The following is a 24,280-nucleotide window of genomic DNA, read 5'->3' as shown; positions in this document are numbered from 1 at the left end:
CGCTGCGTGGCGGGCTCCTTCACATCGATGGTGCGGTCGGCTCCACGGGGGGCGCCCTTTGGAGGGGGCCGGGCGGGGTGCGGCTGAATGGGGGGTTTATTTCTGATGGGGAGTCAGAAAGGCGTGTCGGATCACAGGGATCGGGCGGCATCGAGTAAGGGCTGGAGGGAGTGGACGGTCACGTCGCAGCCGGCCGTGCGGAGGCGGCGTTCGGTGGCGGGGGAGTCGGCGTAGCCGAGGACGGGGAGGCCGAGGTGCCGGGCGGCGGTGACCTCGGCGGCCGTGGAGGAGATCAGCAGGCCGGTGGCGGACCGGCCGAAGTGGTTCAGGGCCCGGCGCAGGCACTGCGGATCGGGCATCAGCTGCCGGTCGCGGCCGAACACCGCCGTCAGGGGCAGCCCCCGGAAGTCCAGGTGACGGTGGACGGCCTGCTCGCAGAAGTTCGTGACGACGGCCACGCCGCGGCCGCTGTCGTGCAGGGCATGGACCAGGTCGGCGACGTGCGGGGTCGGGTGCGCCTCCGTCACGGCCCGGAGTTCGAGGCGGTCCAGCCGGTCGCGCAGGAGCGGGGCGATACCGCTGTCGGCGAAGGCGCGCAGTACGTCCAGGGGGTGCACCAGCTCTTCCTGGAGCGGAACGGGGCCGTCGCCGGTGAGCGGGCGGCCCGCCAGCGCGTCCTCGGGGTCGCGGTGGTCGACGACCAGGGAGAGCAGGTCGAGGGCGGCGCTGCGGGCGGCCTTCGTGGAGAACGGCCGGGTCAGGGGGCCTTCGAACCCGAGCAGGACGTATTGCGCGGGGTGGAGCAGGTCGGCCAGGGGTGCGGGCGGGCCGGACGACGGCTGCGGCGGGGCGGGCGTCGGAGGGGCCCCCGGTGCCAGCCGTACCGAGCACGTCACCGAGAGCCCCGGCACCGGCCACCTGCTCATCCCCGCCTCCACGGCCTGCTGGGCGGCGCCCGCCCGGCTCAGGGGATAACGGCGGGTGATGCGGAACGCCTCGCTGAGGAAGTGGTCGAGCAGGTCGTTCCCGACATGGGTGGCCTCCCCGCGCACGAAGGCGACCGGGGCGGCCACGTGCCAGGAGAGCTCGACCGACGCGGCGAAGGTACCGCCGCCGGAACTCGGCAGGACGACCTGGTGGGACGCCCGGTGGGTGGTGAGGTCGACCTCGTAGTACGTGACGTCCAGGGGGCGGCGCCTGCCCCAGGGGCGGGCCGGGTCGAGGACGGTGAGAGGGCCGTCGGGCTGGGTGTGCACGATGGCCGTGCGGCCGGGGTCCGAGGAGAGCAGGGCCAGGTCGGGGGTGGTGAAGGGGCCGCGTACCAGGTCGCGGGGCGCGGACCTCGGCTCGGCCGCCCGGAAGGACAAGGGGCAGTACCAGGCGAGGGGCGGGGACCCGGGTGTACCGCCGTGCAGGGGCAGGAACGCCCCGCCACCGGAGAACTCCGCGTGCAGCTCCGGCGAGACGACGACCGTGACGTCCGCGGCGATGGACTCCAGGGCCGCCCGCACGTCCGACGGGATGGCCGACTCGTCCGTGCCCGCGAACCACGGCGTGTCCCAGAACGTCACCCGGAACCGCGGCGGGTCGTCCAGCTCGGCCAGCGCGACCGGGAGCTGGAGAAGCGCCGCGCTCACCACCGGCAGGACGGCGGTGCCGGGCTCGGTGAGGACGACGTAGCCGTTGTCGCGGGCCAGCATCTCGTACTGGTCCGGCCGCAGTGCCGTGGACAGCAGCCGGTCCGCGGCCCGGCCGAGCGCGCGATGGGCCTGCGGGTGCTCGCTCAGGTCGGCGGCCTCCAGGGCGATCGTCGGGCGGGGTGCGGCGCGCAGTTCGTGGTAGAGCTCCTGCAGGGCCGGCTCGATGGGTTCGCTGTACTGCCGTTCCCGGTACTCCTCGTAGGCCTCGTACGCCTCGATGGCCGCCGCGACGCGCCCCGTCCTCCGCAGCGCCTCGATGTGCAGCCGACGGAAGTCCTCGCGATCCGGGTGGTCCCTGACGAGGGCGGTGAGATCGGCCGTCGCCTGCTCGAAGTGGCCCAGTTCCAGGTCGAGTTCGGCGCGCGTGGCGTACAGGCTGAGGCGCAGGGCGCGCAGTCGGGCACGGGTGGCCTTCGCGGCGGGGCCGGGGATGCCGAGCAGCGGGTCGCTGTAGAACAGGCTCAGGGCGTCCTGGATCAGGGAGCGCTGGGTGGCCAGGGCCAGGTCGCTGGTGCGGTCGGTGACCAGTTCCTCGCAGTGGTGCACGTCGACGTAGTCGCCCGGCAGGTGCACGGCGTAGCCGTCGGCGAGTTCGGCGAGGGTGCCCGGTCCGAGGCACTGCCGTATGTCCGTCGCCACTTCATGCAGTCGGCGTGTCGCCTCCACACCCGACGGAGGATGTTCCCACAGGCCCTCGGCCAGGGTGTCCAGGCCGACGCGGCGGCCCTGGTGGAGGAGCAGCAGGCACAGCAGTGCCTGGGCCTCCGGTGAGGGAAGGGCGAGGAACCGGCCGGCCCGCCTGATGTTCAACGGGCCGAGCACGGTGATGCGCAGGCGGTCCGCCTCCGTCCCGGCCAGCGCCCTGGCGAAGGCGGCCGAGCGCGGCAGCCGCCGTACGGCGTCGGCCGGGTCCTCGCCTCGCGCCAGTTCCGCCTGCATCCGCCGGAAATCCGGGCCGGCCGGGCTGTGCGAGGCCAAGGCCCGCAGCAGCGACCCGAACAGCAGGAAGTCCGACCTCTCGTCGTGCCCCTCCGACTGTTCCCCCAGCGCGAACCTGCTGATCATCACCGTGCCGTCCGGTCGCAGCAGCAGACCGTCCCAGCTCTCCTGCCCGCGCACCAGTCCGCGCTTGTGCAGGGCCTCCAGCGCGGGCACGACGTCCGCCACCAGCTGGGCGTACACCCTGAAGGAGACGCCGGGCCCACTGCCGTTCTGCAGCTCGGCCAGGGTGACGCCGTCCACGAACTCGGCCACCACATAGGGCCGCCCGTCCGCCACGCCGTAGTCCAGCACTCGCACCACGTTCGGATGCCGCAGCCCCGCCAGCGCCCGCGCTTCCCTCAGGAACCGTTCCTGGGGGGCCTTCTGCGGCGGATAGAGGTGGACGACCACGGGCCGCTCCGTCCGTACGTCGACGGCCGCCCACATGCGCTGACTCGGTCCCCGCTGCCCCAGCAGCCGGTACCGCCCGCCGACGAGCCCCCCTTCCGCCGCCGGGTCGCCGCCCAGCCGCGCTACGGTCTCGGCGCTGACCGTCGCGAACGCCGGACCCACACCGCCACTCCTGTCGCCCCGCGCCTCCACCCGGAACTCGCCCGGTGTGACGGCCGCCCGCTCGTCGATCAGCCCGCCGACCCGGGCCAGGAACTCACGCGTCCGCGTCCGCGCCGTACGCGGCAGTGACCGCAGCAGCAACTCCCGCACGCCCGCACGGAACTCGTACGACCCGGGCGGCCCCGGAACCGCCGTCAGCATGCCGCTGAGGATGACCTCGGCCAGGTGCTGGGGGCGGGGGCTGCGGTCCAGGGCGCGTTGGACGAGCCGCATCACCGGCAGGGAGGGATCGGCCAGGGCGAGATGGCCGGCGATGCGGAACGCCTCCGGTGACGCGGTCGCCCGGAAGCGCAGCACCAGGTCCTGCGCCGGCAACGAGGCGATGTCGGGGGCCGGTTCGGCGGGCGGGGCGGGCGAGGGCGGCAGCCAGGCCAGGGCACCGGGTGCGTGGCTGCCGCCCGGCGAGGCGACCAGCGAGGCCCAGTTGGCGAGCCAGGCCGGGGCCGGTTCCAGGACGGGGAGGGGGACGGCCCGGTCGGAGGCGTCCGGTGCCGCCTCGTACGGGGTGAACGTGAGCGCGGCGGACGGCGCCGCGGCGGCCGGGGCGGTGAGCAGGCCCGGGGCGGCGGGCAGGGCCGTGGTGGGCCAGAGGTGTTCGGGCAGTGGCTGTACGACGGCCAGGGGCATGCGGGACGCCCAGCGGTGCAGGGTGCGGTACCAGCGGTCGCCCGCCGGGCCGGGGCGCCACTGCGGGCCCATGCAGTCGCTGACGATCAGGGTGACCGTACGGCCGTCGGCGAGCGCGGGGACCTGGTGGGCGCGGCCGTCCGGGGTGGCGCGGTGCGCGGAGACCGTGCGGAAGATGCCCGACTGGGCGAGCAGGGTGTGCAGTTCGCGCACCAGGGGGCGCCACACGGGCATCGTGGGGCCCGCGTCGTACACCAGATTGAGGCGCAGCCAGCGGTCCGGGGCCGGGCGCAGCACCGGGAACCAGACGTCGGGGTGGGCGCCGAGGCGGGCGATCCGGTCGGCGGTGGCGTGCTCGTCGAGGAGCCGGGCGTGCGGCGAGGGGACCTTGCGCTTGAGGAGGCGCAGGGCGCGCTGCAGGGCGAGGGGACGGGGCAGCATCGGGGGCGCCGGGGCGAGCAGCGGGGTGCCGCCGCCGTTCGGGCCCCGGGGACCTGGGCGCGGGGGCTGCGGGAGGTGGAGGGGGACGCGGTCGTCGGGGGACGGGTGCGGGGGATCGGGTTCCGACTGCGGCGGTACGGCGGGGTGGGCAGGGTCAGGGGGCGCGGGCGCATCGGTGGTGTCCCGGTGGGCCGGACCGGGGGCCGCCGGCCGGCCGGGGCTGCTGCCCTCACCGGCGGCACCCAACTGCTCGGCGAACCAGAGCAGTTCGGCGAGTTCCCGGGGTGTGGGCCCGGCTTCCACGGACACGTCCGTGCCCGCGGCGGCGCCCAGCACGGCGGCCAGCCGAGCGACGACGGCCTCGGCGCCCTCGGCCGCGTCCCCCGCCGGCCGGGGCGCCCCCGCCTCGGATGCCTCAGACTCCATCGCCCTCAGACTCCATCGCCCTCAGACCTCATCAGACGCATCAGAGCCATCAGACCTCATCGCCCTCAGAACCCGTCGCCCTCGGCCGTCGCGCTCAGATACGGCATCAACTGCTCGGCCAGCTTCTCGCGGGAGTCCGCTTCGAGGCCCGCGATGCCGGTGAGGTAGATGGCGTTGAGCAGCTGGTCCGTGGCCAGTTCGCCGGTGCCCGCGCGGGTCAGGAACTCGGTGATCAGGGCTTCCGCACGCGCGTCGGGCTCGCCCAGGTGGGCGCGGACGATGTCGGTGAGCTGGGCGCGGTCGGGGCGGCGCAGGCGCAGGCGGACGCAGCGGCGGAGGAAGGCGGGCGGGAACTCGCGTTCGCCGTTGCTGGTCAGGACGACGAAGGGGAAGGCCCGGCAGCGGACCCGGCCGTGCGAGACCGGCACCGGGGTGTCCGTGCCGTCGGCCAGGACCTGGGCTTTGCCGTCGGTGGAGTGCCGGGCCGCGCGGACCAGTTCGGGGATCTCGTACTGGCCCTCCTCCAGGATGTTCAGCAGGTCGTTCGGGAGGTCGAGGTCGCTCTTGTCGATCTCGTCGACGAGGAGGGCGCGCGGGCGGTCGTAGGGCAGGAGGGCCGTGCCCAGGGGGCCCAGGCGCAGATGGTCGGCCACGCCGTCGGGGGCGGGAGTGTGGCCGTCGTCCCTGCGCGCCGCGTACAGGCGGGACAGCGGGTCGTACTGGTAGAGGCCGTCGGCGAGGGTGCTGCGGCTGGTGATGTTCCAGCGCAGCACCGGGCCCAGCCGCAGCTCGCGGGCCACGGCGTAGGCGAGGGACGACTTGCCCGTGCCGGGCGGGCCCGTGACCAGCAGCGGGCGGCGCAGACACAGCGCCGCGTTGACCAGCTGGACGCTTTCCGGCGTCGGCACATAGGTCCTCGCCCGGTGCACGCGGTCCGGGGAGACGGCCGCCCCGTCGTCGCTGTCGCCGGGCGGCGGCAGCGCGGGGCCGCCGTCGAACGCCCGCCAGGGCGGCGGGGCGGGCAGCTCGGCGATGCCGTCGTGCGGCTCGTTGGTGCCGGTGTAGACGGACCAGTGCGGCATGGGCGCTCTCTCCGGTTGCTCTTTCGCTGACGGTCCCCGGTCCCGGGCGTGCGGGCCGGTCAGGCGACGGGTGACCGTCTGTGTACGGCCGTGGTGTGCGGGTCGGTGAAGCGGCGTGGGTCGTCCCACAGGAGCTGGATGTCCCGCGCCCAGTGGTCGTCCTCCGCGTCGGCACGCTGGCGCAGACTCAGCACCCGGCGCGGGAGCTGGGTGGGCGGAACGCGGGAGACGAGTGTGTCGAGGGCGTCCAGGAACGCCGTACCGGGGCAGTCGGAGGTGCCGTCGCAGTCCGCCTCCTCCGGGTCGCAGCCCCGCCGTGACCAGACGATCACCGGCGCCGGAGCGGTGAGCGACGTCTCGAAGTGCGGGCGGGTGCGGGCCGAACGGGGCGTCGCGCCGAAACCCGCCGGACAGACCTCGGACTGCAGGGCCAGCCGGAGCTTTCTGGGGTCTTCCAGGCCGTCGCATCCGACGCGGTGCACGCGGGCGCCGGGGCGGGAGTCCAGGTGCTGCCAGGCACTGGTGAGGACGTGCCGGGTGCTGGTTCTGCGCCGGGCGTGGTCGGTGACCACCACCGGGTGGACGCAGCCGAGCGGTGTGTCGTCGTCGGGGCCCTTCTCCCAGCGGTCGACCGGCCAGTCGAGCCAGTCGCGGGGCAGCGCGAAGGCGATCAACTCGTCGGCACCGGGCGTCAGATGACAGAAGGCGTCCTCGATGCGGTCCTGCACGTACGCGCGCAGCCGGGACTTCGGGACCGTCTCCGCGGGGACCGGATGCCGGCGCCCCGCGCTGTACGCCGACACCTCGACCCGCACCAGGTCGTCACCGGCACCGCTGTGGCCGAGCTCGACGAGGATGGCGCCGGTCTCGGCCCGGGGCGGGGCGGTGAGCAGGGCGTCGAGCCGGTCGGCGAACCGGGTGACGGTCGCCGGGTCGTCCACCTCGCACAGCACGAACCACGCCGCCGACCACAACGACCCGAACCCCTCCGGTGGCGGCATCGGATCGAACGGCCCGGCTGCCGCGGCGTAGAGCCGGACGGGATCACAGTCCAGGCCCGCCCGGGCGGCCTTCTCGACGAGCGCACGCAGCCGGGGGCCGTCGGGGTGGCCGAGGGGCGGGGTGGGTGCACCGTGAACGGGACCGGGGGCGGGGGTGGCGTACGGATACGGATGCCGGAGATCCGTTGCCGGTGCGCCGTGCGGGTGCGCGGGTGCCGGCCCCGTCGGCCTGGGCAGGTACGCGGGTGCCGGCCCCGCTGTCCTGGGCAGGTACGCGGATCCCAGCCCATCTGTCCTGGGCAGGTACGCGGATCCCGGCATCCCCCGCACGCGCGCGGCCCCCGGAGCCGGTACTAGAGCGCTGAGGTCGGGCCAGTACCGGGCCAGGACATGGGTGGGCATCATCCGGCCGGTGCGTACGCCGGGGGCGCCGGCCGCTGCCGTGACCATGCCGATGACCTGGCCGGTGTCGACCAGCGTGACCGCGGCACCGCTGAAGCCGACGGCGAGCGGCTGGCCGTGCCCGCTCCAGGCCTCCAGCTGGATCCACTCCCCGCCGATCAACAGCTGCGCCGCGACGGTACGGAACTCGGCGATCGTGCCGTCGTCGTCGTACCCGGCCGGGAATCCGTAGGCCACGAGCTTGCGGTCGCCGTGCGCGACGTCGGCCGGGGCGAGCGGCGCCGGGGCGATGCCGACCTCCCGGTCGAGCTCCAGTACGGCCAGATCGCCCAGTTCGGAGGTGCGGCCGTCCCAGCCGCCGTGCGCGACGACCCGCGCGGCCACGGGAGCGTCCCCGGGGCGCTGGGGGAACGTCACCGTCACCGGGTCGAGGTCGCTGCTGTCGACGACATGCGCACACGTCAGCACCTTGTCGCGGGTCACCAGGAAGCCCGCGCCGGACACCCGGGCCCCGCACTCGATCCGGGCGTGCCACTCGGCACCCTTCAGGCCTGTCATGACGCCCCCGTCACCTGTCGTCCGTCGAGCATGCCCATTGTTCCGGACGGCCGTTGAGGTTGTCCCGGTTTCCGAGCACCCCGCTACCCCCCGACGACGCCCCGGATCACCCCCAGCTCCACCAGGTCCTGCGGCCGGATCCGGAGCTGCTCCGCCGTCGCCTCCACCTCCCGCGGCCCCCGCTTCAGGATCGCCGCCGCCGACTCCGGCGCGATCACCGAGAAGTAACTGTCCGGCGTGGCCCAGGTGTTGCCGGGCGCCGCCAGCGCCAGCGCACCGCCCGAGCCGCCCTCGCCGATCAGCAGCGTCGTGATCGGGCCGCGGGCCGCGGCCACCGCGCCGAACACATCCGCGATCGCCGCGCCCACCCCCTGCCGCTCCGCCTGAGCGTCATTGGCGGCACCCGGTGTGTCCACCAGCGTCAGCACCGGGATGCCGAGCCGGTCGGCGAGCCGTATCAGGCGGGCGGCCGTGCGGTAGCCGGCGGGGCGGGTGGCGGTCCCGGTCTGCGCGGCGTAGGCGACCGTACGGCCCTGGTGCTCGCCGAAGCCGCAGAGCATGCCGGCGCGGTCGGTGCCGCCGCAGCGGTCGCCCTCGATCGCGACGCGGTAGGTGAAGTAGGCGTCCAAGTAGCGTGCGGCGCGCGGCCGTCGGGATGAGCGGGCGCGCTGGACGGCGTCCCATCCGGTGCGGGGCAGGTCGGTGGCGCCCAGGGCCCGCGGCGGCGGGGCCGCTTCGGCGGAGGGCACCGTCAGCAGCCGCAGCCACCGCCCCAGCTCCCCGCGCAGCTCCCGCGGCCGTACGACCGCGTCCACCGCCCCGGCCGCCAGCTGCGCCTGAGCCGTGTACGCCGCCGGGTCCGCGTCCGGTGGGCGGACCCGGGAGCCCGCGAAGCCCACCTGGGCGCCGGGCAGGGCGAGGATCACGTCGGCGCCCGCGCCGAGCGTGGCCCAGCCGCCGCCCGTGGTCGGGTCCCGCAGGACGGCGATCTGGGGCAGCCCGGCCGCGCGGGTCAGCGCGGACTGCCGCGCCACGCGCTGCAACTGGGTCAGGGCGAGCATGCCCTCCTGCATCCGGCTGCCGCCGGTGGCGACCAACGACACGACGGGGAGACGGTGCGCCCGGGCGTAGGTGTACGCCGCCTCCAGCCGGTCGCCGGTGCGTTGCCCCAGCGAGCCGCCCAGGAAGCCGAACTCGAACGCGATCAGGACCGCTCGCGTGCCCTCCACGTCGGCGGTGCCGCAGATGACGGACTCCTGCTCGCCCGTGCGCTCGGTGGCGCGGGCGCGCGAGGCGTCGTAGCCGTGCCAGCCGAGGGGGCCGTCGGGGCGGGGCGCCGGTGCCGCCTCGCCCGCCGAATCCCCGGCCGGGTACGGGAGTTCCGTGAAGCCGTCGGCCACCAGCGCGACGGCCTCGCGTGCCGTGCGGCGCTCCGTCATGACGCCAGCGCCCGCTTCATGATCTTCCCCATGTCGTTGCGGGGGAGGGCGTCGAGGTAGCGGACCGTGCGCGGGCGCTTGTGCGGGGCCAGGCGGGCGGCGACATGGTCGGCCAACTCCTCGGCACCGGGCGGTGCTTGAGGGTCCGCCGGGACGATCCACGCCACGATCCGCTCGCCCAGGTCCGCGTCCGGCTCTCCCGTGACGGCCGCCTCCCGCACCCCGGGATGTTCGAGCAGCGCGTTCTCGATCTCGCCCGCCCCGATCTTGTAACCCCCGCTCTTGATCAGGTCGGTCGCCTTGCGGCCGACGATACGGACGTACCCGTCGGGCTCCCGCACCGCCATGTCACCCGTGCGGAACCAGCCGTCCGCCGTGAACGCGGCCGCCGTGGCGTCGGGGCGGTTGAGGTACTCGGTGAACAGGTTCGGGCCGCGCACCTGGATCTCGCCCACGGTCTCCCCGTCGTACGACGCGATGGGCGTCCCGTCCTCCTCCACCAGCCGCAGCTCCACGCCCGGCAGCGGCACACCGACGGTGCCGGCGCGCGGTTCGCCGTCCGCCCGCACGCTCGGCCGGGGGTCCGGGGGTGTCCACCGGGACGAGCACAGCATGAGCGTCTCCGTCATGCCGTACCGCTCGATCACCCGCTGCCCGGTCGCGGCCGTGATCCGCTCGTGGTCGTGCACCGGGAGCGCGGCCGAGCCCGAGACCAGGAGGCGGGCCGTGCCCAGCGCCTTCGCCAGCTCCGGGTCCTCGGGGAGCGCCTGGGCGATGCGGTGGTACATCGTCGGCACCCCGAACACCATGGTCGCGCCGCGGTTCAGCTCGTGCGCGACGCCCTGCGTGCTGAACCGGCCCAGATGACGCACGGATCCGCCGCGGCGCAGCGGGCCGAGGATGCCGAGGACCAGCCCGTGCACATGGAACAGGGGCAGACCGTGGACGAGGACGTCGTCGCCGGTCCACTGCCAGGCGTCGGCGAGCGCGTCCAGGGTGGCGGCGATCGCCCGGCGCGGGATGACGGCGCCCTTGGGCGGGCCGGTGGTGCCGGAGGTGTAGACGACCAGGGCGGGATCCTCCTCGGACGGCTGCGGGTCGGGGAGCAGGCCGACGGCACGCACGTCGACGTCGACGCGCTCCAGGCCGCCCAGGGCGTCGGGCAGTTCGTCCCCCGGGGCGGCCAGCACCACCGACGCCGCACAGTCGGACAGGATGTGCCCGAGTTCCTTCTCCCCGGACTTCGGGTTGAGCGGTACGGCGGCGACACCGGCCTCCAGCGCCGCGAGGACCGCCACGGCGGTCTCCAGCGCGGGGGTCGCCCAGACGGCCACTCTGCCCGCCCCGCCGATCCGCGCCGCGAGGGCACCGGCGGCGGCGCCGAGTTCGCCGTACGTCAGGGAGCGGTCGCCGAACCGCAGGGCGACTCGCTTGGCCGGTGCGCCCGTCAGTGCCGGGAAGAGAGAGGACACGCGTCGTACTCCTTAACTGTTCAACGGATACCGACTGTCGTCGTCTGCCGGGCTACCCCCAGCCCGGCACGACCATCACCAGCCACACCACCGCGGGCACCACCGCCACCACGATCCCTCCGTACGCCATCAGCTGCCGGAAGAAACGCTCACGGTCGACGTCCGGCGCCGCGGCCAGCACCAGCGCGCCGTTCGTCGAGAAGGGGCTCACGTCCACGACCGTCGCCGACACCGCGAACGCCGCCACCATGCCCACCGCGCCGATCTCGCCCTGCGCCAGGAACGGCACCGCCAGCGGGATGAGCGCGCCCATGATGCCCACGGACGAGGCGAACGCCGAGACGATCGCGCCGATGTAGCAGAGCAGGACCGCGGACAGCAGCGGCACGCCGATGCCGCTGACGCCCTCGCCGGCCCAGGTGATGGTGCCCATCTCCTCCAGCACGCCCACGTAGGTCAGCACACCACAGATCACCAGCACCGTCGGCCACGCGATCTGGCCGACCGCCGTGCGGCTGTCCTCGGGCCAGACGGCGCTCAGCACGACGGCCAGGGTGATCGCGGTCAGACCGGCGTCCAGGTCGAGGACGAGGACGGCGACGACGAGGGCGGCCAGGGCGACCAGGGTGGTGACCCGGGCGGGGGTGAGGCGGACCCCGGTTTCGGCAGGGCGGGTGGCGACGGCGGTGGCGGTGCCGGACGGGGAGGCGGACGTGCCGCCTTCCGCGCCCCTGGGGCCGTCGGGGCGGTGGCGGCTGTCGGGGCCGTGAGGGCCCTCCGCGCCCGCGCCACCGTCCGGGTTCGTGGGCACCGACCCCCGCGCCCACAGCTTGAGCCCTCCGCACAGCACGAACACCACGGCCGCGATGACGACGTTGACGATCAGCGAGGCCAGGAAGAGCGTGACCTCGTTCCCCGGCAGCTTCTCGCGCTCGACGATGCCGTTGACGATCGAGCCGTAGATGCTGATCGGCGAGAAACCGCCGCCCTGCGCGCCGTGCACGACCATCGCGCCCATCAGCAGCGGGCTGATCCCGTAACGGGCGGCGAAGCTCAGCGCGAGGGGCGCGACGATCGCCACGGCGGCCGGGCTCACGGCTCCGATCGCGGTGAGCGCGGCGGTGAGGGCGAACATCACCCAGGGGATGAGCGCCACCCGGCCCCGGACGAGCCGGACGGAGGCGTGCACCAGCCAGTCCGTGGTGCCGTTGGCCCGGGCGATCGCGAACAGGTAGGTGACGCCGACGAGGACGACGAACAGATCGCCGGGGAAGCCGGCGAAGATGCCGTCCGCGTCGAGGCCGGCGGCCAGGGTGCCGACCGCGAAGGCGGCGGCGAAGGCCAGCGCGCCCATGTTGATGGAGCGGGTCGTGGCGATCACGAACACCACGGCGAGGACGAGGATCGAGATGAGCTCGGGGGACATACGGGCTCCCGTCTCTGGGTCCCGGAGCGGTTGCGGTCCACCGACGGAGTGGCTGAGTGGCTGAGCCACTTCGGGGGTGATGGCTGGACAGCGTGGGGTGTGCGGGAGGGTGCGTCAAGGGGTCGCGCAACAATTGGCTCAGCCACCCGACCACTCTTGCGCCCGGTGTTACGCTCCCGGCGAGAGGGGGACCCCGTGACCGACGCCCTGCGCCCCATGACCAGGCAGCGCCTCTACGAGCAGGTGCTCGACCGGCTGCGCGCCTACGTCGCCGAGGGCGGCCTCGGCGCCGGGGACCGGCTCCCGACCGAGCGCGATCTGGCGCAGCGGCTGGGGGTGAGCCGGGCCTCCGTGAAGCAGGCGATCGTGGTCCTGGAGGTGCAGGGCCTGGTGGAGGTGCGGCACGGCGGCGGCACCTACCTCGTCCGGGACAGCCTCGACGTGGAGCCGGTGGAGCGGATGGTGGAGCGCCGCCGGCGCCTGCCCGACGTGCTGGAGGCCCGCGAGGCCCTGGAGACGAAACTCGCCGAACTGGCCGCCGAGCGCCGCACGGAGGAGGACCTGGCGGCCATGCGGTCGGCCCTCGCGCACATGGCGAGGGAGATCGAGGAGGGCGACCACGGAGTGGAGGGCGACCGCCTCTTCCACACCGCGGTCACCGCCGCCGCGCACAGCGGCATCCTCGCCGAGTTCATGCGCTCGATCGCCGGCCAGATCGCCGAGAGCCGCACCGAGTCCCTCCGCCAGCCCCACCGCCCCGCCCGCTCCCTCGCCCAGCACCAGGCCATCCTGGACGCGATCGAGTCCGGCCACCCCGGCCGGGCGGCCGCCGCCATGCGCCGCCATGTCCGTACGGTGGCGAAGGTGCGGTTGCTGGACTGGGAGCCGGAGGAGGGGCGGGAGCCGTAACGGCCCTCGGAGCGGGCGTCAGCACGGCGACCTCGACGGAGAGTTCGCTTGCTAGCCTGCGCATCGCACAAGCGTCCAGTCTGGAGGAACCCGGCGTGCCCCGAATAGCCCTCGTCACCTGCCGCCCCGGCCCCGAGGTCACCGTCGACCATGACCTCCCCGTGCTGGTGCGGGCGCTCCAGGAGGCCGGCGCCGAGGCTGACGCCGTGTACTGGGACGACGACGCCGTCGACTGGGGCGGCTACGACCTCGCCGTGCTCCGCTCCACCTGGGACTACAGCTGGCGGGCGGCGGAGTTCCTGGCGTGGGCGCAGCGGTGCGGCAAGGCCACGCGGCTGGCCAATCCGGCCGAGGTGGTGCGGTGGAACGCCGACAAGCGGTACCTCGGCGATCTCGCCGCGGCCGGGGTGCCGGTCGTGCCCACCCGGTACCTCGCGCCCGGTGACAGCCCTGACCTACCGGACGGCCACGAGTACGTCGTCAAGCCCACCTCCGGCGCCGGCGCGAGGTTCGCCGCCCGGTACACGCCCGACCAGCACGACACGGCCGTACGGCAGCTCGCGCGGATGCACGCCGAGGGCTTCACGGCGATGGTGCAGCCCTATGTGGCGAGCATCGACGTCAGCGGGGAACGGGCGCTGCAGTTCTACGGCGGGCGGCTGCTGCACGCCAGCCGCAAGGGCGCCGTCCTCACCCCCGGGACGCCGTACGACGAGCGCAAGGTCGCCCACCCCGGCCTGGAGCCCTGGACCCCGGCCCCGGCCGAACTCGCCGTCGCCGAGCGCGCCCTGGCCGCCGTACCGGTGGCCCATGAGTTGCTGTACGCGCGCGTGGACCTCGTCGACGGGGAGGACGGGCCGGGCGGGGAGCCGCGCGTGATGGAACTGGAGCTCGTCGAGCCGAACCTCTTCCTGTCGCTGCACACCGGGTCGGTGCCGGGCGTCAGGGACGCGATCCTGGCGGCGGCGGGGTAGCGCCGCGCCGGGTCAGTCGCCGAACTGCTGCTCGTGCCGGTGGGTGCCGCGGGCCAGTTCCTGCAGGATCTCCTGCTCGGTCTTCCCGGTCTCCTTGGCGACCTTGTGCAGCAGCAGTGCGCAGAGGGCCGCGGCGCCGTCCATCAGCGCCTCGGCCGCCGCCGGGTCCTCGCGGCGCCGCTCCGCCACGTACGCCGACAGAAGGTCGTTCCCGGACACATAGGCGGTCATGAACTCGATGCCGGTACGGATGCGGTCGTAGTCGCTACTCATGGGCCGAACGATCGCACACGGGGCCGTCGGGCATGCGGCGCAGTCCCCCCGGCGCGTGTCAGCCGTTGACCGCCGTCCGCTGCAACAGCCCCCAGGTGAACTCCGCGACCACCTCCCGCCGCACCCCCTCCCCGTCCGGTGCCGTGAACGCCAGCCCCCACCGGGTCGGCGCCGAGCCCTCCAGGGGGCGGGCCGGGGCGAAGGCGCGGGCGGCCTCGTCGACCGTGCACGACCAGGGGGCCAGGTCGGACAGGGTGCGCAGGGCCGGGCCCCGCGCTCCGGGGGCGCGCACGAGCCACTCGTTCCACACCGCGCCGTTCGGGGCGAGCAGCACCTCGAAACGCAGGTCGGGCCAGAGCGGGACGGGCCACAGCCAGGCCTCGCACTCCAGGTCGCCGACCTTGCGGGGGACGACGGACTCGGGGGCGCCCAGCACCGAGCGGTACCGCGAGGCGGCGGAGCGGGAGCGGGGAGAGCGGACCATCGCCTGCCACCGCTTGTTCGCCTCGCGCATCTCGGCGAGGGAGACGCCCAGCGCACGGCGGGCGTCCTCCACCAGGTCCGGATTGTGGTCGGCCATGCGGCGCAGCAGCACCAGCTGGAAGTGGAGCGGGGTGAAGGGGCCGGTGGGGCTCGGTTTGCTAGCGGGGGGCTTTCCTGAGGGCATGGGTTCCATGCTCGCGCACCCGCCCGCCGGGGCGGCGGCCGTCCGGGAGGAAGAGGACGGAGTTGACGTAGCGGGGGCCCCGCAGAGCGCCGAACGGCAGCACCCGGCGGAGCAGGCCCTGGGAGACGACGTACGACGCCTCGGCCTGGTGTGCCTCCAGCGGGAAGGACGCCAGCGGCACCCAGTGGCTGCCGGGCAGCACCCAGCCGTCGTAGCCGAGCATCGACAGATACGTCACCACCGGCGCGATCGGCTGGATGCGGGACTCCAGTTCCACGAAGAGCGCCGGCCGGTCGCGGGCCAGGATCGCCGTCGCGCCGCGCAGCACCGCCAGTTCGTTGCCGTCCACGTCGATCTTCATGAAGCCGACGTCCCGCAGCCCCAGGTCGTCGAGGGCGACGCAGGGCACGTCGAGGGCGCGGGCGTGGATGTCCCGGCGGACCAGGGACGACACCCCGCGGTCGCCCTCGTCGCCCGGCGGCAGCCAGAGGCGGGCCGTGCCGGGGCGGTCGGAGGCGGCGGCCTGGATGACGCGCACGTTGGGCGGGGTGCCCGAGGCGAGCAGCCGCGCCAGGTGGGGGACCGGCTCGACGGTCACCACCTGCCGCGACCGTCTGCACAGCCGGTGCGTCCAGGGGCCGAACCAGCCGCCGACGTCCACCGCCGTGCCGCAGCCGGACGGGCACAGGTCGGCGAGCCGGGCCAGCTCCGGCTCGAAGCGCGGATAGACGGCCCGGGCGGTCGCGGCGACCAGACGGACCGGCAGGAAGGGGGCCAGACGGGCCGCCAGGGTCATGGTCATGGAACCATCCGTGTCCTGGTCATCGGGCGATCCGTTGGAGGAGTTCCTCGTGCTCGTCGTCGGAGACCTGCTCCCCGGAGGCCGGCAGCAGCTGGGGGATGCCGTCCACGATCGGGTAACGCCGGTGCAGGCGCGGGTTGTACAGCGCCTCGGCCGTCTCCCTGGCATCGTCCGGGGCGGCCGGTACGACGAGATGCAGCGGTCCCTTGTCGAGCGGGCACGCGAGGATCTGCAGCAGGGGGTCGTCGGGCTTCATGGGGGTGTCAACTCCTTGGCACCGATGTGGGGTTGGGGAGACCCTGCGGGAGGGTCGTGCCGGGGCATGAACAGCAGTACGGCGATGGCGAGCGCGGTACCCGCGATCCGCAGCGCCAGCCGCAGCGGGTCCTCGGGCAGCGCCTCACCGAACGACAGCGTGCCGAGCACGGCCGTGTACAGACAGGTCACCGTCGTGCACACCGGCACGATCAGCGACGCCCGGCAGCGCTGCAGCGCCGCCTGCGACATGACCAGCCCGAACGCGCCGGTGAAGAGCAGGAGATACGGATACGGGGAGCGGAGCAGATCGAGGAGCGCGCCGACCGGCCCACTCGTCGTCAGATAGCTGGACACCCCTTTGATGGCCAGCGAACTGACCCCGTACAGCAGCCCCACCGCCACGCCGTACTCGACGCCGGTCGTCGGCAGCCGGTGCCGGTGCCGGGCCCTGCGCTCGGCGGAGTTGTACAGCCACACGCCCAGCGCCAGCGACGGCACGCACACCAGCAGGATCAGCGGATACGGGGCGGCCCGGCTGACCGTCTCCGCGCCCTCGCGCAGGGACAGCACGACCATCAGCAGCGCGGCGAGGATCGCGCCGAGCGCGTAGCGCTCGCGCCCGCTGGTCTCCTCGCCCAGCAGCCGCGCGGACAGCAGCACCAGCAGCACGAGTCCGGAGACGAAGATGCCCTGCGCGGCGGCGATCGGCAGCGTGCGGTAGACGACGAGCTGCGCTGCGAAACCGGCGGCGAGGGCGAGCGAACCGCCGATCCACAGGGGACTGCCGAGCACCAGCCGCAGCAGCCGGGCGGGGTGCCGGATGCTCACCTCCGGAAGTGCGGTGAGCGCCCGTTTCTCCAGGACGAAACCGAGGCTGTAGAGGGTGTTCGCCAACAGGGCCGCGGCCACTCCCCACCACATGGTCCCCGCCCCCCTAGGTCCTTCGCGCGTGCAGCAGCAGGATCGACGCCAGCGACGGTCTGGCGCAGGCCAGCCGGTCGAGGGGACGCAGGGGGCGCGGTACGCCGTGGAAGGGCGCGCCCGCGAGGCGTACGACCTCGAAGCCGGACGCGGCCACGAACTCCCGCAGCGCACGGGCGGTGTAGAGCCGCAGGTGCCCCACGACCTCCCGCCCCGGCCGGCCGTGGATGGCCCGCAGGCTGACCTCCGAGAACACCGGCTGCACCCCGGCCAGCAGCAGGGCGCGGTTGTACCAGGCGGCCAGGTTCGGGGTGGAGAGCATGAGATGGCCGCCGGGGCGCAGCACACGGCGGATCTCGTCCAGGGCGGCGTCCGGGTCGACGAGGTGCTCGATGACCTCGCTGAACAGCACGGCGTCCGCCGAGCCGGTCCGCAGCGGCAGCCCGCCGTCGGTGAGTTCACCGCGGACGGCGTACGGGATCCGGGTGCGGGCCCGGCGCAGGGCGTCCTGGGACCAGTCGATGCCGACGATGCGGTGGCCGGTGAGGAAGGGGGCGGCGGCGGCCGCGGCGGTGCCGTCGCCGCAGCCGATGTCGAGGATCGTGCGGGGGCGGCCGTCGGCGGCCACCGGTCCCAGGGCCGCGGCGAGCATGCGGGCCTGGCGGCGGCTGCGGGGGGTGCCGGAGGCGACGGGGACTTCCGGGTTCTCGTAGAAGTCGCGCAGTTCCCGGGGCTTCACGGGCGCGGACGTCACGCGGTCACCTCCGTCGAGTGCAGATAGTGCTCGAACAGGTCCCGCAGGTGGGCGCCGTCGCCGTGGCCGAGCAGAGCCCGGGACCAGCGCAGGGCGAGATGGAGACGGCCCGCGGTGGAGGCGGTGGTGACGGTCAGGCCGCGGGGCATCCGGGCGGGCGCCGAGAACCACACGGCGTGCGCGCGGCCGGCCTCCTCGCCGAAGTCCAGCGGGTACGGGATACGGCCGATGTTGCTGAGGAGGGTGGTCGAGGTCCACGGGGCGGCGGCTCTGCGCAGGCCGCGGGTGAGGACGGCGCGGACGCCGACGGGTGCCCAGGGGGCGGTGAGGAGGGAGGCGCCGTGGCCGAGCTGGGGGCGGGGCAGGGACTTCAGGGCGCGGGTGCGGGTGGCCGTGCGGTGGAGCAGGGCGGGCATGTGGTCGCGGTCGTGGGCGGCCAACTCCGCGGGGCTGAAGGGCACCTCGACCAGCCGGGTGCCGTTGCCGATGGGCATGGTGGCATCACGGGGGCGGTCGTCCACGGGCATGGTGATGCGCAGGGGGCGGCGGTCGGCGCCGTGTTCTCTGTTCCAGTGGGCGATGGTCAGCGCCGTGGTGACCATCAGCTGGTCGTTGACCGTGTAGGGGGAGCCCTTGGGGCGGTGGGGGAGGGGCAGCTCGGTGACGAGCATGCCGTTGCCGGGGGAGGGCTCGGGGGTGCCTTGCGCCACCCGCGCCGGGCGGGACCAGTTGGAGAGGGCCTCCTCGGGCTGCGGTGGGGCCTGTGCCGTACGGACGGGTGAGGCCACGGGCGAGTTGTCCCGGCCGCCGTACAGCTCCGCGGCCGTGGCGAGAACGCGGAGGCAGGCCGGGCCGTCGAGGGCGGTGTGGTTGATGGTCAGGAAGAGAACGGTCCCCCGGCGGGTGCCTTGGCCCGGCCGCGCACCCGCACCGGCCGTACGCGACGCGTCGACCGCGTCCGCCGCCTCGCTGCCCTCGACCGGCCCCGCCCCCTGCACCACCTCCAGCCTGATCGGCGGCGACAGGGACAGCGGCGGCGCCTGCGTCAGTGCCCGCGTCCGCGCGTCCCGCAACGCGTCCCGCGCCGGCGCCGGAAAGCTCACCACCTCCACCTCCGGCCCTGCCGTCAGCTCCCACTCGTACCGGCGCCGGTACCAGCGCCCCGGCACCTCCCGCATGAGGATCCGCGGATGCCGGTGCAGCGCCTCGGCGAAAGCCGTACGCAACCGGTCCGGATCCATCCGCCCCGGCAGATGGACCTCGATGTGCACCGTCTCCGGCTCCTCCTCCTGAAGGCAGTGCCGGGCGACCTCGTCCACCACCGGGAACGGGATGCGGGCCGCCGGCCGCAGCGGACCGTCGGCGCGTGCGGGCTGCTCCAGTGCGGTCATGTGGCTTCGCCCTTCCCCGTGTGGTCGGGCTCCGGCACCTCGTCGGAACGGGTCGCCCGGAACCTCGGCTTGCTGAACCCGATGCGTGCGGTCGGCGGGTCCGGTTGCGGCCCGCCCGGGCCGCGTGCGGAGACGGTGGGCCCCGAGTCGGGCCGTGGGGCCGTCGCACCGGACGGCTCGGTCCCCGGCGCACCCTGCCTCCGCTTCCGGCGCGGCAGGGCCGGCAACGGCCGCGTCGGCGCCTGCGCGGCGGGCACGCCCACCGCCCCCTGCGGCTCCCGAACACTCACGACGCCGGCGAACAGACCGAGCAGCGCCAGCAGTTGGGCCGCGGGCCCGAACGCCCCCGCCCCCGCGCCCACCGGCTCCCCGGCCCCCACCGCGGCGGCGACCCCCGCCCCCGCGAGGGCCACGAACGCGATCGGCACCAGCAGCGCATGCCTGCGCCACGCCACCAACGCCAGCGCGGGCACCAGCAGCGCGAACCAGCCGGCGATGAACACGGCCACCACCGTCACGGCCACCGTGCCGAGCCACAGCCCCGGCACCGGCGGAGCGACCTGCGGCTCATCGGGATTCGGCGCCCGCCGGCGCCACAGCGCCAGTCCCGCCAACAGCGCGATCGCCACCGCACTGCCGATCAGCCCGCCCTCGTACAGCACCGCGGGCTCGTACGACAGCTCGACCGTGCCGCCCGCCCCGGCCGGGATCCGCCAGCCCTGCTGCCAGCCGTCCAGCCGTACCGGGGTCAGCTCCTCGCCGTTCAGCGTGGCGCGCCAGCCGTCGTTGAAGTTCTCGTACATCGTCAGGTAGCTCGCGGCCCCCGACCCGACCGTGACCGCGCGCCGGTCGCCGAGCCAGTCCCGTACCCGCAGCTCCCGCCCCGCCGTCGGGGCCTCGGTGACCGTGCCGCGGGTCAGGGTCACGTCGGTCAGCGTGAGCGGCCCGGCGTCCCCGGCCTCGACCCGGTGCTCACCGGCCGTCAGCGGCAACTTTGTGTCCTGGCGCCCTCGCTGGCAGAGCGTCACGTCGACCTGCCGCCGCTCCGTCAGGTCCCGTACGGTCCCCTTCACACTCGTCCCGTACAGCTCCCCGTCCACCGAGACCACCGGCCCTTCCCCGCACGGCAGCGAGAACGTGCGGGAAGCCTTGGGCTGCGGGGTCCGGTACTGGTCGAGGGCCGGGATGTAGGCCTCGGTCAGGCCCACCGGCAGCCGCAGGTCCTCGCCCACCATCGGGTTGTAGAGGGTCAGCGGGGCGGTTTGGGTGATCGTGACGTCCAGGCGGTCGGTGGTGATGGGCGGGAAGCGGACCCAGCCGTTCTCGTCGACGCCGGCGATCACCGCGCCGTCCGGTGAGCTGATGTGCACCTCGGTCGGACGCGTGGACAGGCCGCCGGCCGGCGCGAGCACGATCTCCCCCACCGCCTGCTTTCCGGGCCAGCGCAGATGGATCGTCGGCCGGTCGCCCGCGATCCACGCCGTGGTCAGATCGCCGTCGGTGAGGTTGCGCGGCGACAGCCCCGCGCCCAGCCGTGCCGTGGAGTCGGCGGTCGCGACGATCTGGTTGCGCTGGTCCGGCGCCACCTTGTACAGCAGCTTGTCCAGCTCCTCACCCGCCACCGGCACCGCGCTCGCCCGCACCTCGTAGGTCCCCGCGGTGGACGTCGTGAAGCGCCGGTGCAGACCCGCCTCCGTGCCCGTCGGCGACAGCCCGGTGGGGTCGGCCGTACGGGACAGGGAGACGATGTCGGCGGCGGCACCGGACCGCTCGGCGTCGGTGGGCAGCTTCAGCAGCCGGGTCACCCGCACGTCCGGCAGATCGATCTCCGAGAACCCCGCGCCGGTCAGACCGGGCCGCCGGGACACGGAGTCCGTGATCGTCAGCTTCATCCAACCCGTCGCGCCCGCCGGCGCTTTGACGGTCTGCGTCGACCCGTCCGGCCGCAGGAAGGAGCTCACCGCCCCCTTCTCCGTCTCCACCCGCACCCGCGTCGGCGCCTCCCGCACGCCCTCCTGCGGCAGCGGCGTCACCTTGAACGACGACGGCATGTCGTACGACCCGCCCGCGAAGGCGATCCGCAGCCACTCCCCGTCCGGCGACCCCTCCGAGCCCTCGGTCCACGCCGTGGCCGGGTTGCCGTCGAAGGCGTTCACCGGGTCGAACTGCGGGAGATGGAAGAGCCAGCTGCCGTACGACGACGCCGTCACCGACCGCGCCCCGCGCAGCTCGGCCACCGTCTGGTGGTCGAGTCCTGTGGTGGGCAGGATCTGGTGCGGTTTCTCGCCCGCGTCCTGGGTGGCGTCGGGCGCGTTGCGCTCGTCGCGGGTGTACGTGTACGAGGTGTTGGCGTTGACCAGTCCGAACCGCGTGTCCGCGCGCCGCAGCCCGTCGCCGACCACCTGGACCGGCGGTGAGCCGAGCCCCGGATGGTTGTCGCCGGTCAGCACACTGGCCCGGCCCCGCAGCTCGGAGGCCAGCGGCAGCAGCGCCTCCGGGCCGCCGGACACCACGGCCGTGTCGGCCACCGGCTGCAGCCCGGCCTGGTGCGGGCGCGGCACGTCCTCGCTGACCGGCTTGTAGATCTCCACCGCCCGCTGCCGTGGATACAGCCCCTCCACCTGGAGCGGGGTGCCCGGGGCGATCGTCCCACCGGTCATGACCGGCCCGAGGCCCGTCACCCGCTCGTACCCGGACTGTTCGAGGGTCCGCTTCACCGTCGTCGTCGGGATCTGGCCGATCTGGTCGGGGTCGAGGTCGTTGCGGACGACGACGTAGTGGATGCCCGCCCGGCTCAGATAGTCCGCCAGCCCCGGCACCTCGCCGCCGCTGACCAGCGCCTGCTCGACGGCGTCCATGGCGCGCCGGTTGCCGGGGGTGCCGAAGGGGATGTAGTCGCGTTGCGCCCAGCGGGAGTCGGCGACGACGTCCAGGGGCTGGTCGATGGTGGAACCCCAGGTGTAGATGCCGTGCGCGGTCGCCGGGACGACGAGGACGCGGGCGTCGGGGGAGTACTTCTCCATCCAGTCGGCAGTGGCCTGCCAGTACTTGGGGATCTCCTTGAACGAACCGGGGTTGAGGATCGAGCCGTTGAGGTACGGCCACATCAGCCCCGGCAGCACCAGCACCGCCGCGATCAGCGGCGCGAACCGCCGCCCCCGCACCGGCCGCGCCCCGCGCGCCTCGGCGGCCACGCCCACCAGATGGGCGAGGCCCAGCACCAGCGCCAGGGCGAGCCCCGTCTGGAACTTGTAGATGTTCCGGAACGGCACGAGACCGCCGTCCAGCCAGTCCTGCACGACCCCGTGGAAGGGCGCGCCGAACGCCCCGCCGTACCCGGCGAGCAGGATCAGCGCGACCGTCACCACGGTCAGCACCAGCCACCGCCGCTCCGGCATGTCCCGCCGGGCCAGTCCCGCGAGTCCCAGCCCGGCCGCGAGCGCCGAGCAGACGATCACGATCACCGACGAGGCGACGGTCCAGCCGGCCGGCAGCCAGGCCTCCCCGAAATGCAGATAGGCGACCCAGTTCCCGGCGCCGCGCAGTGCCTCCGTGGCCGCCATGGTCTCGGTCGTGGTCTGCGAACTCTCCACGTAGGGAAGGAAGTTCTCGCCGTACGCGCCGAGCAGCAGAAGCGGGATCACCCACCAGGCGGTCGCCAGGAACACCCCCGGCACCCACCACCCGATCAGCTTCCGCTGCCGTGGCCCGGGCGGACGGGAGAGGAGATACAGCCCGACCGGGAGCAGCGAGGCCAGCGTGGAGGCCGCGTTGACGCCGCCCATGAAGGGGATGACCAGCGCCGAGCGCAGAGCGGCGACCCGCGCCGCGTACCGCTCGTCGGTCAGCGGCAGCAGCACCCACGGCAGGAAGGCACCCGGCAGCGCGGCAGCCGACGTGGACCCCACGACGATGGTGAAGACGGGCCACAGCGCATACGCGACGGCCGCCACCAGCCGCGACCTCCCGTTCCCCACCCGCAGCCGCTCGGCCAGCCGCAACGCACCCCAGAACGCCACCGACACGATCAGCGACAGCCACAACCGCTCCGCCAGCCACACCGGCAGCCGTACGGCGTCGGCCAGCCAGTAGAACGGCAGCATCGGCCACAGATAGCCCGAGTACTGGTTCTGGATCCCGCCGAAACTGCCCTGGTCGGACCACAACTGCCCGAGGTCGGACAGGAACCGGCCCGGATCGACGGTCACACCCAGCTTGGTGTCGAACGTCTGCCGCCCCGGCTGCACCGCCAGCAACAGCACGAACACCACGGCCCAGAACCCCAGCAGCCAGCGCCGCGACCGCGGCCCCTCCGGCGGGCCCGAGGCGGGCGCCGGAGTGGGCACGGCTGCCGGGGGAGGAGCCTGGACCGTGGTCGTCGTCATGGTGGACACCGCCTGAGGATGAGGAGGAGGTTCCAGGTGGCGAACTCGCGTAGGCCCGGCGCCTTCACGACGGCTTCCGCGAGGAACGGCCAGTAGCGGGAGCGCGCCGAGACGATCTCCACGTCGTCGCGGGCGCGGACCTGCCGCAGGGTGGCGCCGATGTGCACGGCGAAGAGGTTCTCGCCGAGGGTGTGCTTGGCGGGCCGCCCGGTACGCCGCCGGTAGCGGGCACGGGCCCGCTCGGCGCCGAGGTAGTGCCAGGGCGCCCACTCGTGACCGCCCCAGGGGGACAGCCAGTTGGTGAACGACACGTAGATCAGCCCGCCGGGCCGGGTCACCCGGGCCAGCTCACTGAGGAAGGTCTGCGGATCGGCGACGTGCTCCAGCACGTTGGAGGAGAAGGTGACGTCGGCGACGCCGTCGCACAGGGGCAGCAGATACCCGTCGGCGATCACGGCCCCCTCGGGCGGCTTCTCACCGAGCTCCCCCATGTCCGGCTCGAAGAGATAGGCCTGCGCACCACGCCGCCGGAACTCCTCGGTGAAGTACCCGCTGCCACCTCCGACGTCGACGACGGTACGGCCGGCGACGGGCCCGTCGTAGGCCTCGACCTGGTCGGCGGCATCGCGGGCGAGGAGTGAGTAGCAGGCTTCGGGGTCGTCCTGCTCATGCATGAACGCACGGAAGAGGGCCAGCGACCGCCGAAACGAGGGGTCCTTTACAGCCCCGGGTGCTGATATGCCGCTGAAGGGGCGCGG

General features: G+C 74.1%; 17 protein-coding genes. 2 read left to right on the top strand and 15 right to left on the bottom strand.

Going from position 1 to position 24,280, the window contains the following annotated elements; translation table 11 throughout:
* Positions 1–131: 131 nt before the first annotated feature.
* The 6 genes from AQI70_RS40585 to AQI70_RS03900 all read right to left on the bottom strand — a co-directional run bounded on the left by AQI70_RS40585 (position 132) and on the right by AQI70_RS03900 (position 12,188).
* Positions 132–4,808 (bottom strand): SAV_2336 N-terminal domain-related protein, encoded by a 4,677-nt coding sequence (locus AQI70_RS40585; RefSeq protein WP_079051130.1) that lies wholly within the window; start codon positions 4,806–4,808, stop codon positions 132–134.
* Positions 4,809–4,873: 65 nt separating this feature from the next.
* Positions 4,874–5,890 carry an AAA family ATPase gene (locus AQI70_RS03920; RefSeq protein ID WP_062144109.1) on the bottom strand — a complete coding sequence of 339 codons (1,017 nt, stop codon included), beginning with the start codon at positions 5,888–5,890 and terminating at the stop codon, positions 4,874–4,876.
* 59 nt (positions 5,891–5,949) lie between these two features.
* Positions 5,950–7,851, bottom strand: a complete 1,902-nt coding sequence (locus AQI70_RS03915) for a VMAP-C domain-containing protein (protein ID WP_062144106.1) — start codon at positions 7,849–7,851, stop codon at positions 5,950–5,952.
* 83 nt (positions 7,852–7,934) lie between these two features.
* Positions 7,935–9,290, bottom strand: coding sequence for a carboxyl transferase domain-containing protein (locus AQI70_RS03910; protein WP_062144103.1), 1,356 nt, complete (start codon positions 9,288–9,290; stop codon positions 7,935–7,937).
* Positions 9,287–10,762 (bottom strand): acyl-CoA synthetase, encoded by a 1,476-nt coding sequence (locus AQI70_RS03905; RefSeq protein WP_062144100.1) that lies wholly within the window; start codon positions 10,760–10,762, stop codon positions 9,287–9,289. The genes AQI70_RS03910 and AQI70_RS03905 overlap by 4 nt, the downstream gene beginning before the upstream one ends.
* A gap of 52 nt (positions 10,763–10,814) precedes the next feature.
* A complete protein-coding gene (locus AQI70_RS03900) occupies positions 10,815–12,188 on the bottom strand; it encodes an SLC13 family permease (RefSeq protein WP_062144097.1) in 1,374 nt (457 codons plus the stop codon).
* A 195-nt stretch (positions 12,189–12,383) separates the two neighbouring features.
* On the opposite strand from AQI70_RS03900, the gene AQI70_RS03895 reads away from it, so the two are divergent.
* Positions 12,384–13,097: a FadR/GntR family transcriptional regulator gene (locus tag AQI70_RS03895; protein ID WP_062144093.1), complete on the top strand. Its 714-nt coding sequence runs from the start codon at positions 12,384–12,386 to the stop codon at positions 13,095–13,097.
* 95 nt (positions 13,098–13,192) lie between these two features.
* Complete coding sequence (locus AQI70_RS03890) at positions 13,193–14,071, top strand: ATP-grasp domain-containing protein (RefSeq protein WP_062144090.1); 879 nt, start codon at positions 13,193–13,195, stop codon at positions 14,069–14,071.
* A 12-nt stretch (positions 14,072–14,083) separates the two neighbouring features.
* On the opposite strand, the gene AQI70_RS03885 is transcribed toward AQI70_RS03890, so the two are convergent.
* Genes AQI70_RS03885 through AQI70_RS03845 form a run of 9 tightly spaced genes read right to left on the bottom strand, consistent with a single transcriptional unit; the run spans position 14,084 to position 24,196 of the window.
* Positions 14,084–14,344: a hypothetical protein gene (locus AQI70_RS03885; protein WP_004001502.1), complete on the bottom strand. Its 261-nt coding sequence runs from the start codon at positions 14,342–14,344 to the stop codon at positions 14,084–14,086.
* A 58-nt stretch (positions 14,345–14,402) separates the two neighbouring features.
* The gene (locus tag AQI70_RS03880) at positions 14,403–15,020 is read right to left on the bottom strand and encodes a hypothetical protein (protein WP_062144087.1); all 618 of its coding nucleotides are present in this window, start codon (positions 15,018–15,020) and stop codon (positions 14,403–14,405) included.
* Complete coding sequence (locus AQI70_RS03875; protein WP_062144085.1) at positions 14,986–15,813, bottom strand: FkbM family methyltransferase; 828 nt, start codon at positions 15,811–15,813, stop codon at positions 14,986–14,988. The genes AQI70_RS03880 and AQI70_RS03875 overlap by 35 nt, the downstream gene beginning before the upstream one ends.
* A 19-nt stretch (positions 15,814–15,832) precedes the next feature.
* Positions 15,833–16,069, bottom strand: a complete 237-nt coding sequence (locus AQI70_RS03870; RefSeq protein ID WP_004001505.1) for a Trm112 family protein — start codon at positions 16,067–16,069, stop codon at positions 15,833–15,835.
* Entirely contained in the window at positions 16,066–16,980 is a 915-nt protein-coding gene (locus tag AQI70_RS03865) for a hypothetical protein (RefSeq protein ID WP_062144082.1), read from the bottom strand. Before AQI70_RS03865 ends, AQI70_RS03870 begins: the two co-directional genes overlap by 4 nt.
* Before the next feature lie 25 nt (positions 16,981–17,005).
* Positions 17,006–17,746, bottom strand: a complete 741-nt coding sequence (locus AQI70_RS03860) for a class I SAM-dependent methyltransferase (RefSeq protein ID WP_062144079.1) — start codon at positions 17,744–17,746, stop codon at positions 17,006–17,008.
* Positions 17,743–19,137: a hypothetical protein gene (locus tag AQI70_RS03855; protein ID WP_062144077.1), complete on the bottom strand. Its 1,395-nt coding sequence runs from the start codon at positions 19,135–19,137 to the stop codon at positions 17,743–17,745. Before AQI70_RS03855 ends, AQI70_RS03860 begins: the two co-directional genes overlap by 4 nt.
* Complete coding sequence (locus AQI70_RS03850; RefSeq protein ID WP_062144074.1) at positions 19,134–23,522, bottom strand: alpha-(1->3)-arabinofuranosyltransferase domain-containing protein; 4,389 nt, start codon at positions 23,520–23,522, stop codon at positions 19,134–19,136. The genes AQI70_RS03855 and AQI70_RS03850 overlap by 4 nt, the downstream gene beginning before the upstream one ends.
* Entirely contained in the window at positions 23,519–24,196 is a 678-nt protein-coding gene (locus tag AQI70_RS03845) for a class I SAM-dependent methyltransferase (protein ID WP_063801546.1), read from the bottom strand. The genes AQI70_RS03850 and AQI70_RS03845 overlap by 4 nt, the downstream gene beginning before the upstream one ends.
* Between the last annotated feature and the right edge of the window lie 84 nt (positions 24,197–24,280).

The sequence above is a fragment of the Streptomyces curacoi genome, assembly GCF_001513975.1.
GTDB lineage: Bacteria > Actinomycetota > Actinomycetes > Streptomycetales > Streptomycetaceae > Streptomyces > Streptomyces curacoi.
Note: the sequence above shows the minus strand (reverse complement) of the source record. Positions and strands in the feature narration are given on the sequence as shown.

Bases quoted from the DNA above. Each gene is read 5' to 3' on its own strand.
- AQI70_RS40585 (WP_079051130.1), bottom strand. From the start codon at position 4,808: ATGGAGTCTGAGGCATCCGAGGCGGGGGCGCCCCGGCCGGCGGGGGAC.
- AQI70_RS03920 (WP_062144109.1), bottom strand. From the start codon at position 5,890: ATGCCGCACTGGTCCGTCTACACCGGCACCAACGAGCCGCACGACGGC.
- AQI70_RS03915 (WP_062144106.1), bottom strand. From the start codon at position 7,851: ATGACAGGCCTGAAGGGTGCCGAGTGGCACGCCCGGATCGAGTGCGGG.
- AQI70_RS03910 (WP_062144103.1), bottom strand. From the start codon at position 9,290: ATGACGGAGCGCCGCACGGCACGCGAGGCCGTCGCGCTGGTGGCCGAC.
- AQI70_RS03900 (WP_062144097.1), bottom strand. From the start codon at position 12,188: ATGTCCCCCGAGCTCATCTCGATCCTCGTCCTCGCCGTGGTGTTCGTG.
- AQI70_RS03885 (WP_004001502.1), bottom strand. From the start codon at position 14,344: ATGAGTAGCGACTACGACCGCATCCGTACCGGCATCGAGTTCATGACC.
- AQI70_RS03880 (WP_062144087.1), bottom strand. From the start codon at position 15,020: ATGGAACCCATGCCCTCAGGAAAGCCCCCCGCTAGCAAACCGAGCCCC.
- AQI70_RS03875 (WP_062144085.1), bottom strand. From the start codon at position 15,813: ATGACCATGACCCTGGCGGCCCGTCTGGCCCCCTTCCTGCCGGTCCGT.
- AQI70_RS03870 (WP_004001505.1), bottom strand. From the start codon at position 16,069: ATGAAGCCCGACGACCCCCTGCTGCAGATCCTCGCGTGCCCGCTCGAC.
- AQI70_RS03855 (WP_062144077.1), bottom strand. From the start codon at position 19,137: ATGACCGCACTGGAGCAGCCCGCACGCGCCGACGGTCCGCTGCGGCCG.
- AQI70_RS03850 (WP_062144074.1), bottom strand. From the start codon at position 23,522: ATGACGACGACCACGGTCCAGGCTCCTCCCCCGGCAGCCGTGCCCACT.
- AQI70_RS03845 (WP_063801546.1), bottom strand. From the start codon at position 24,196: ATGCATGAGCAGGACGACCCCGAAGCCTGCTACTCACTCCTCGCCCGC.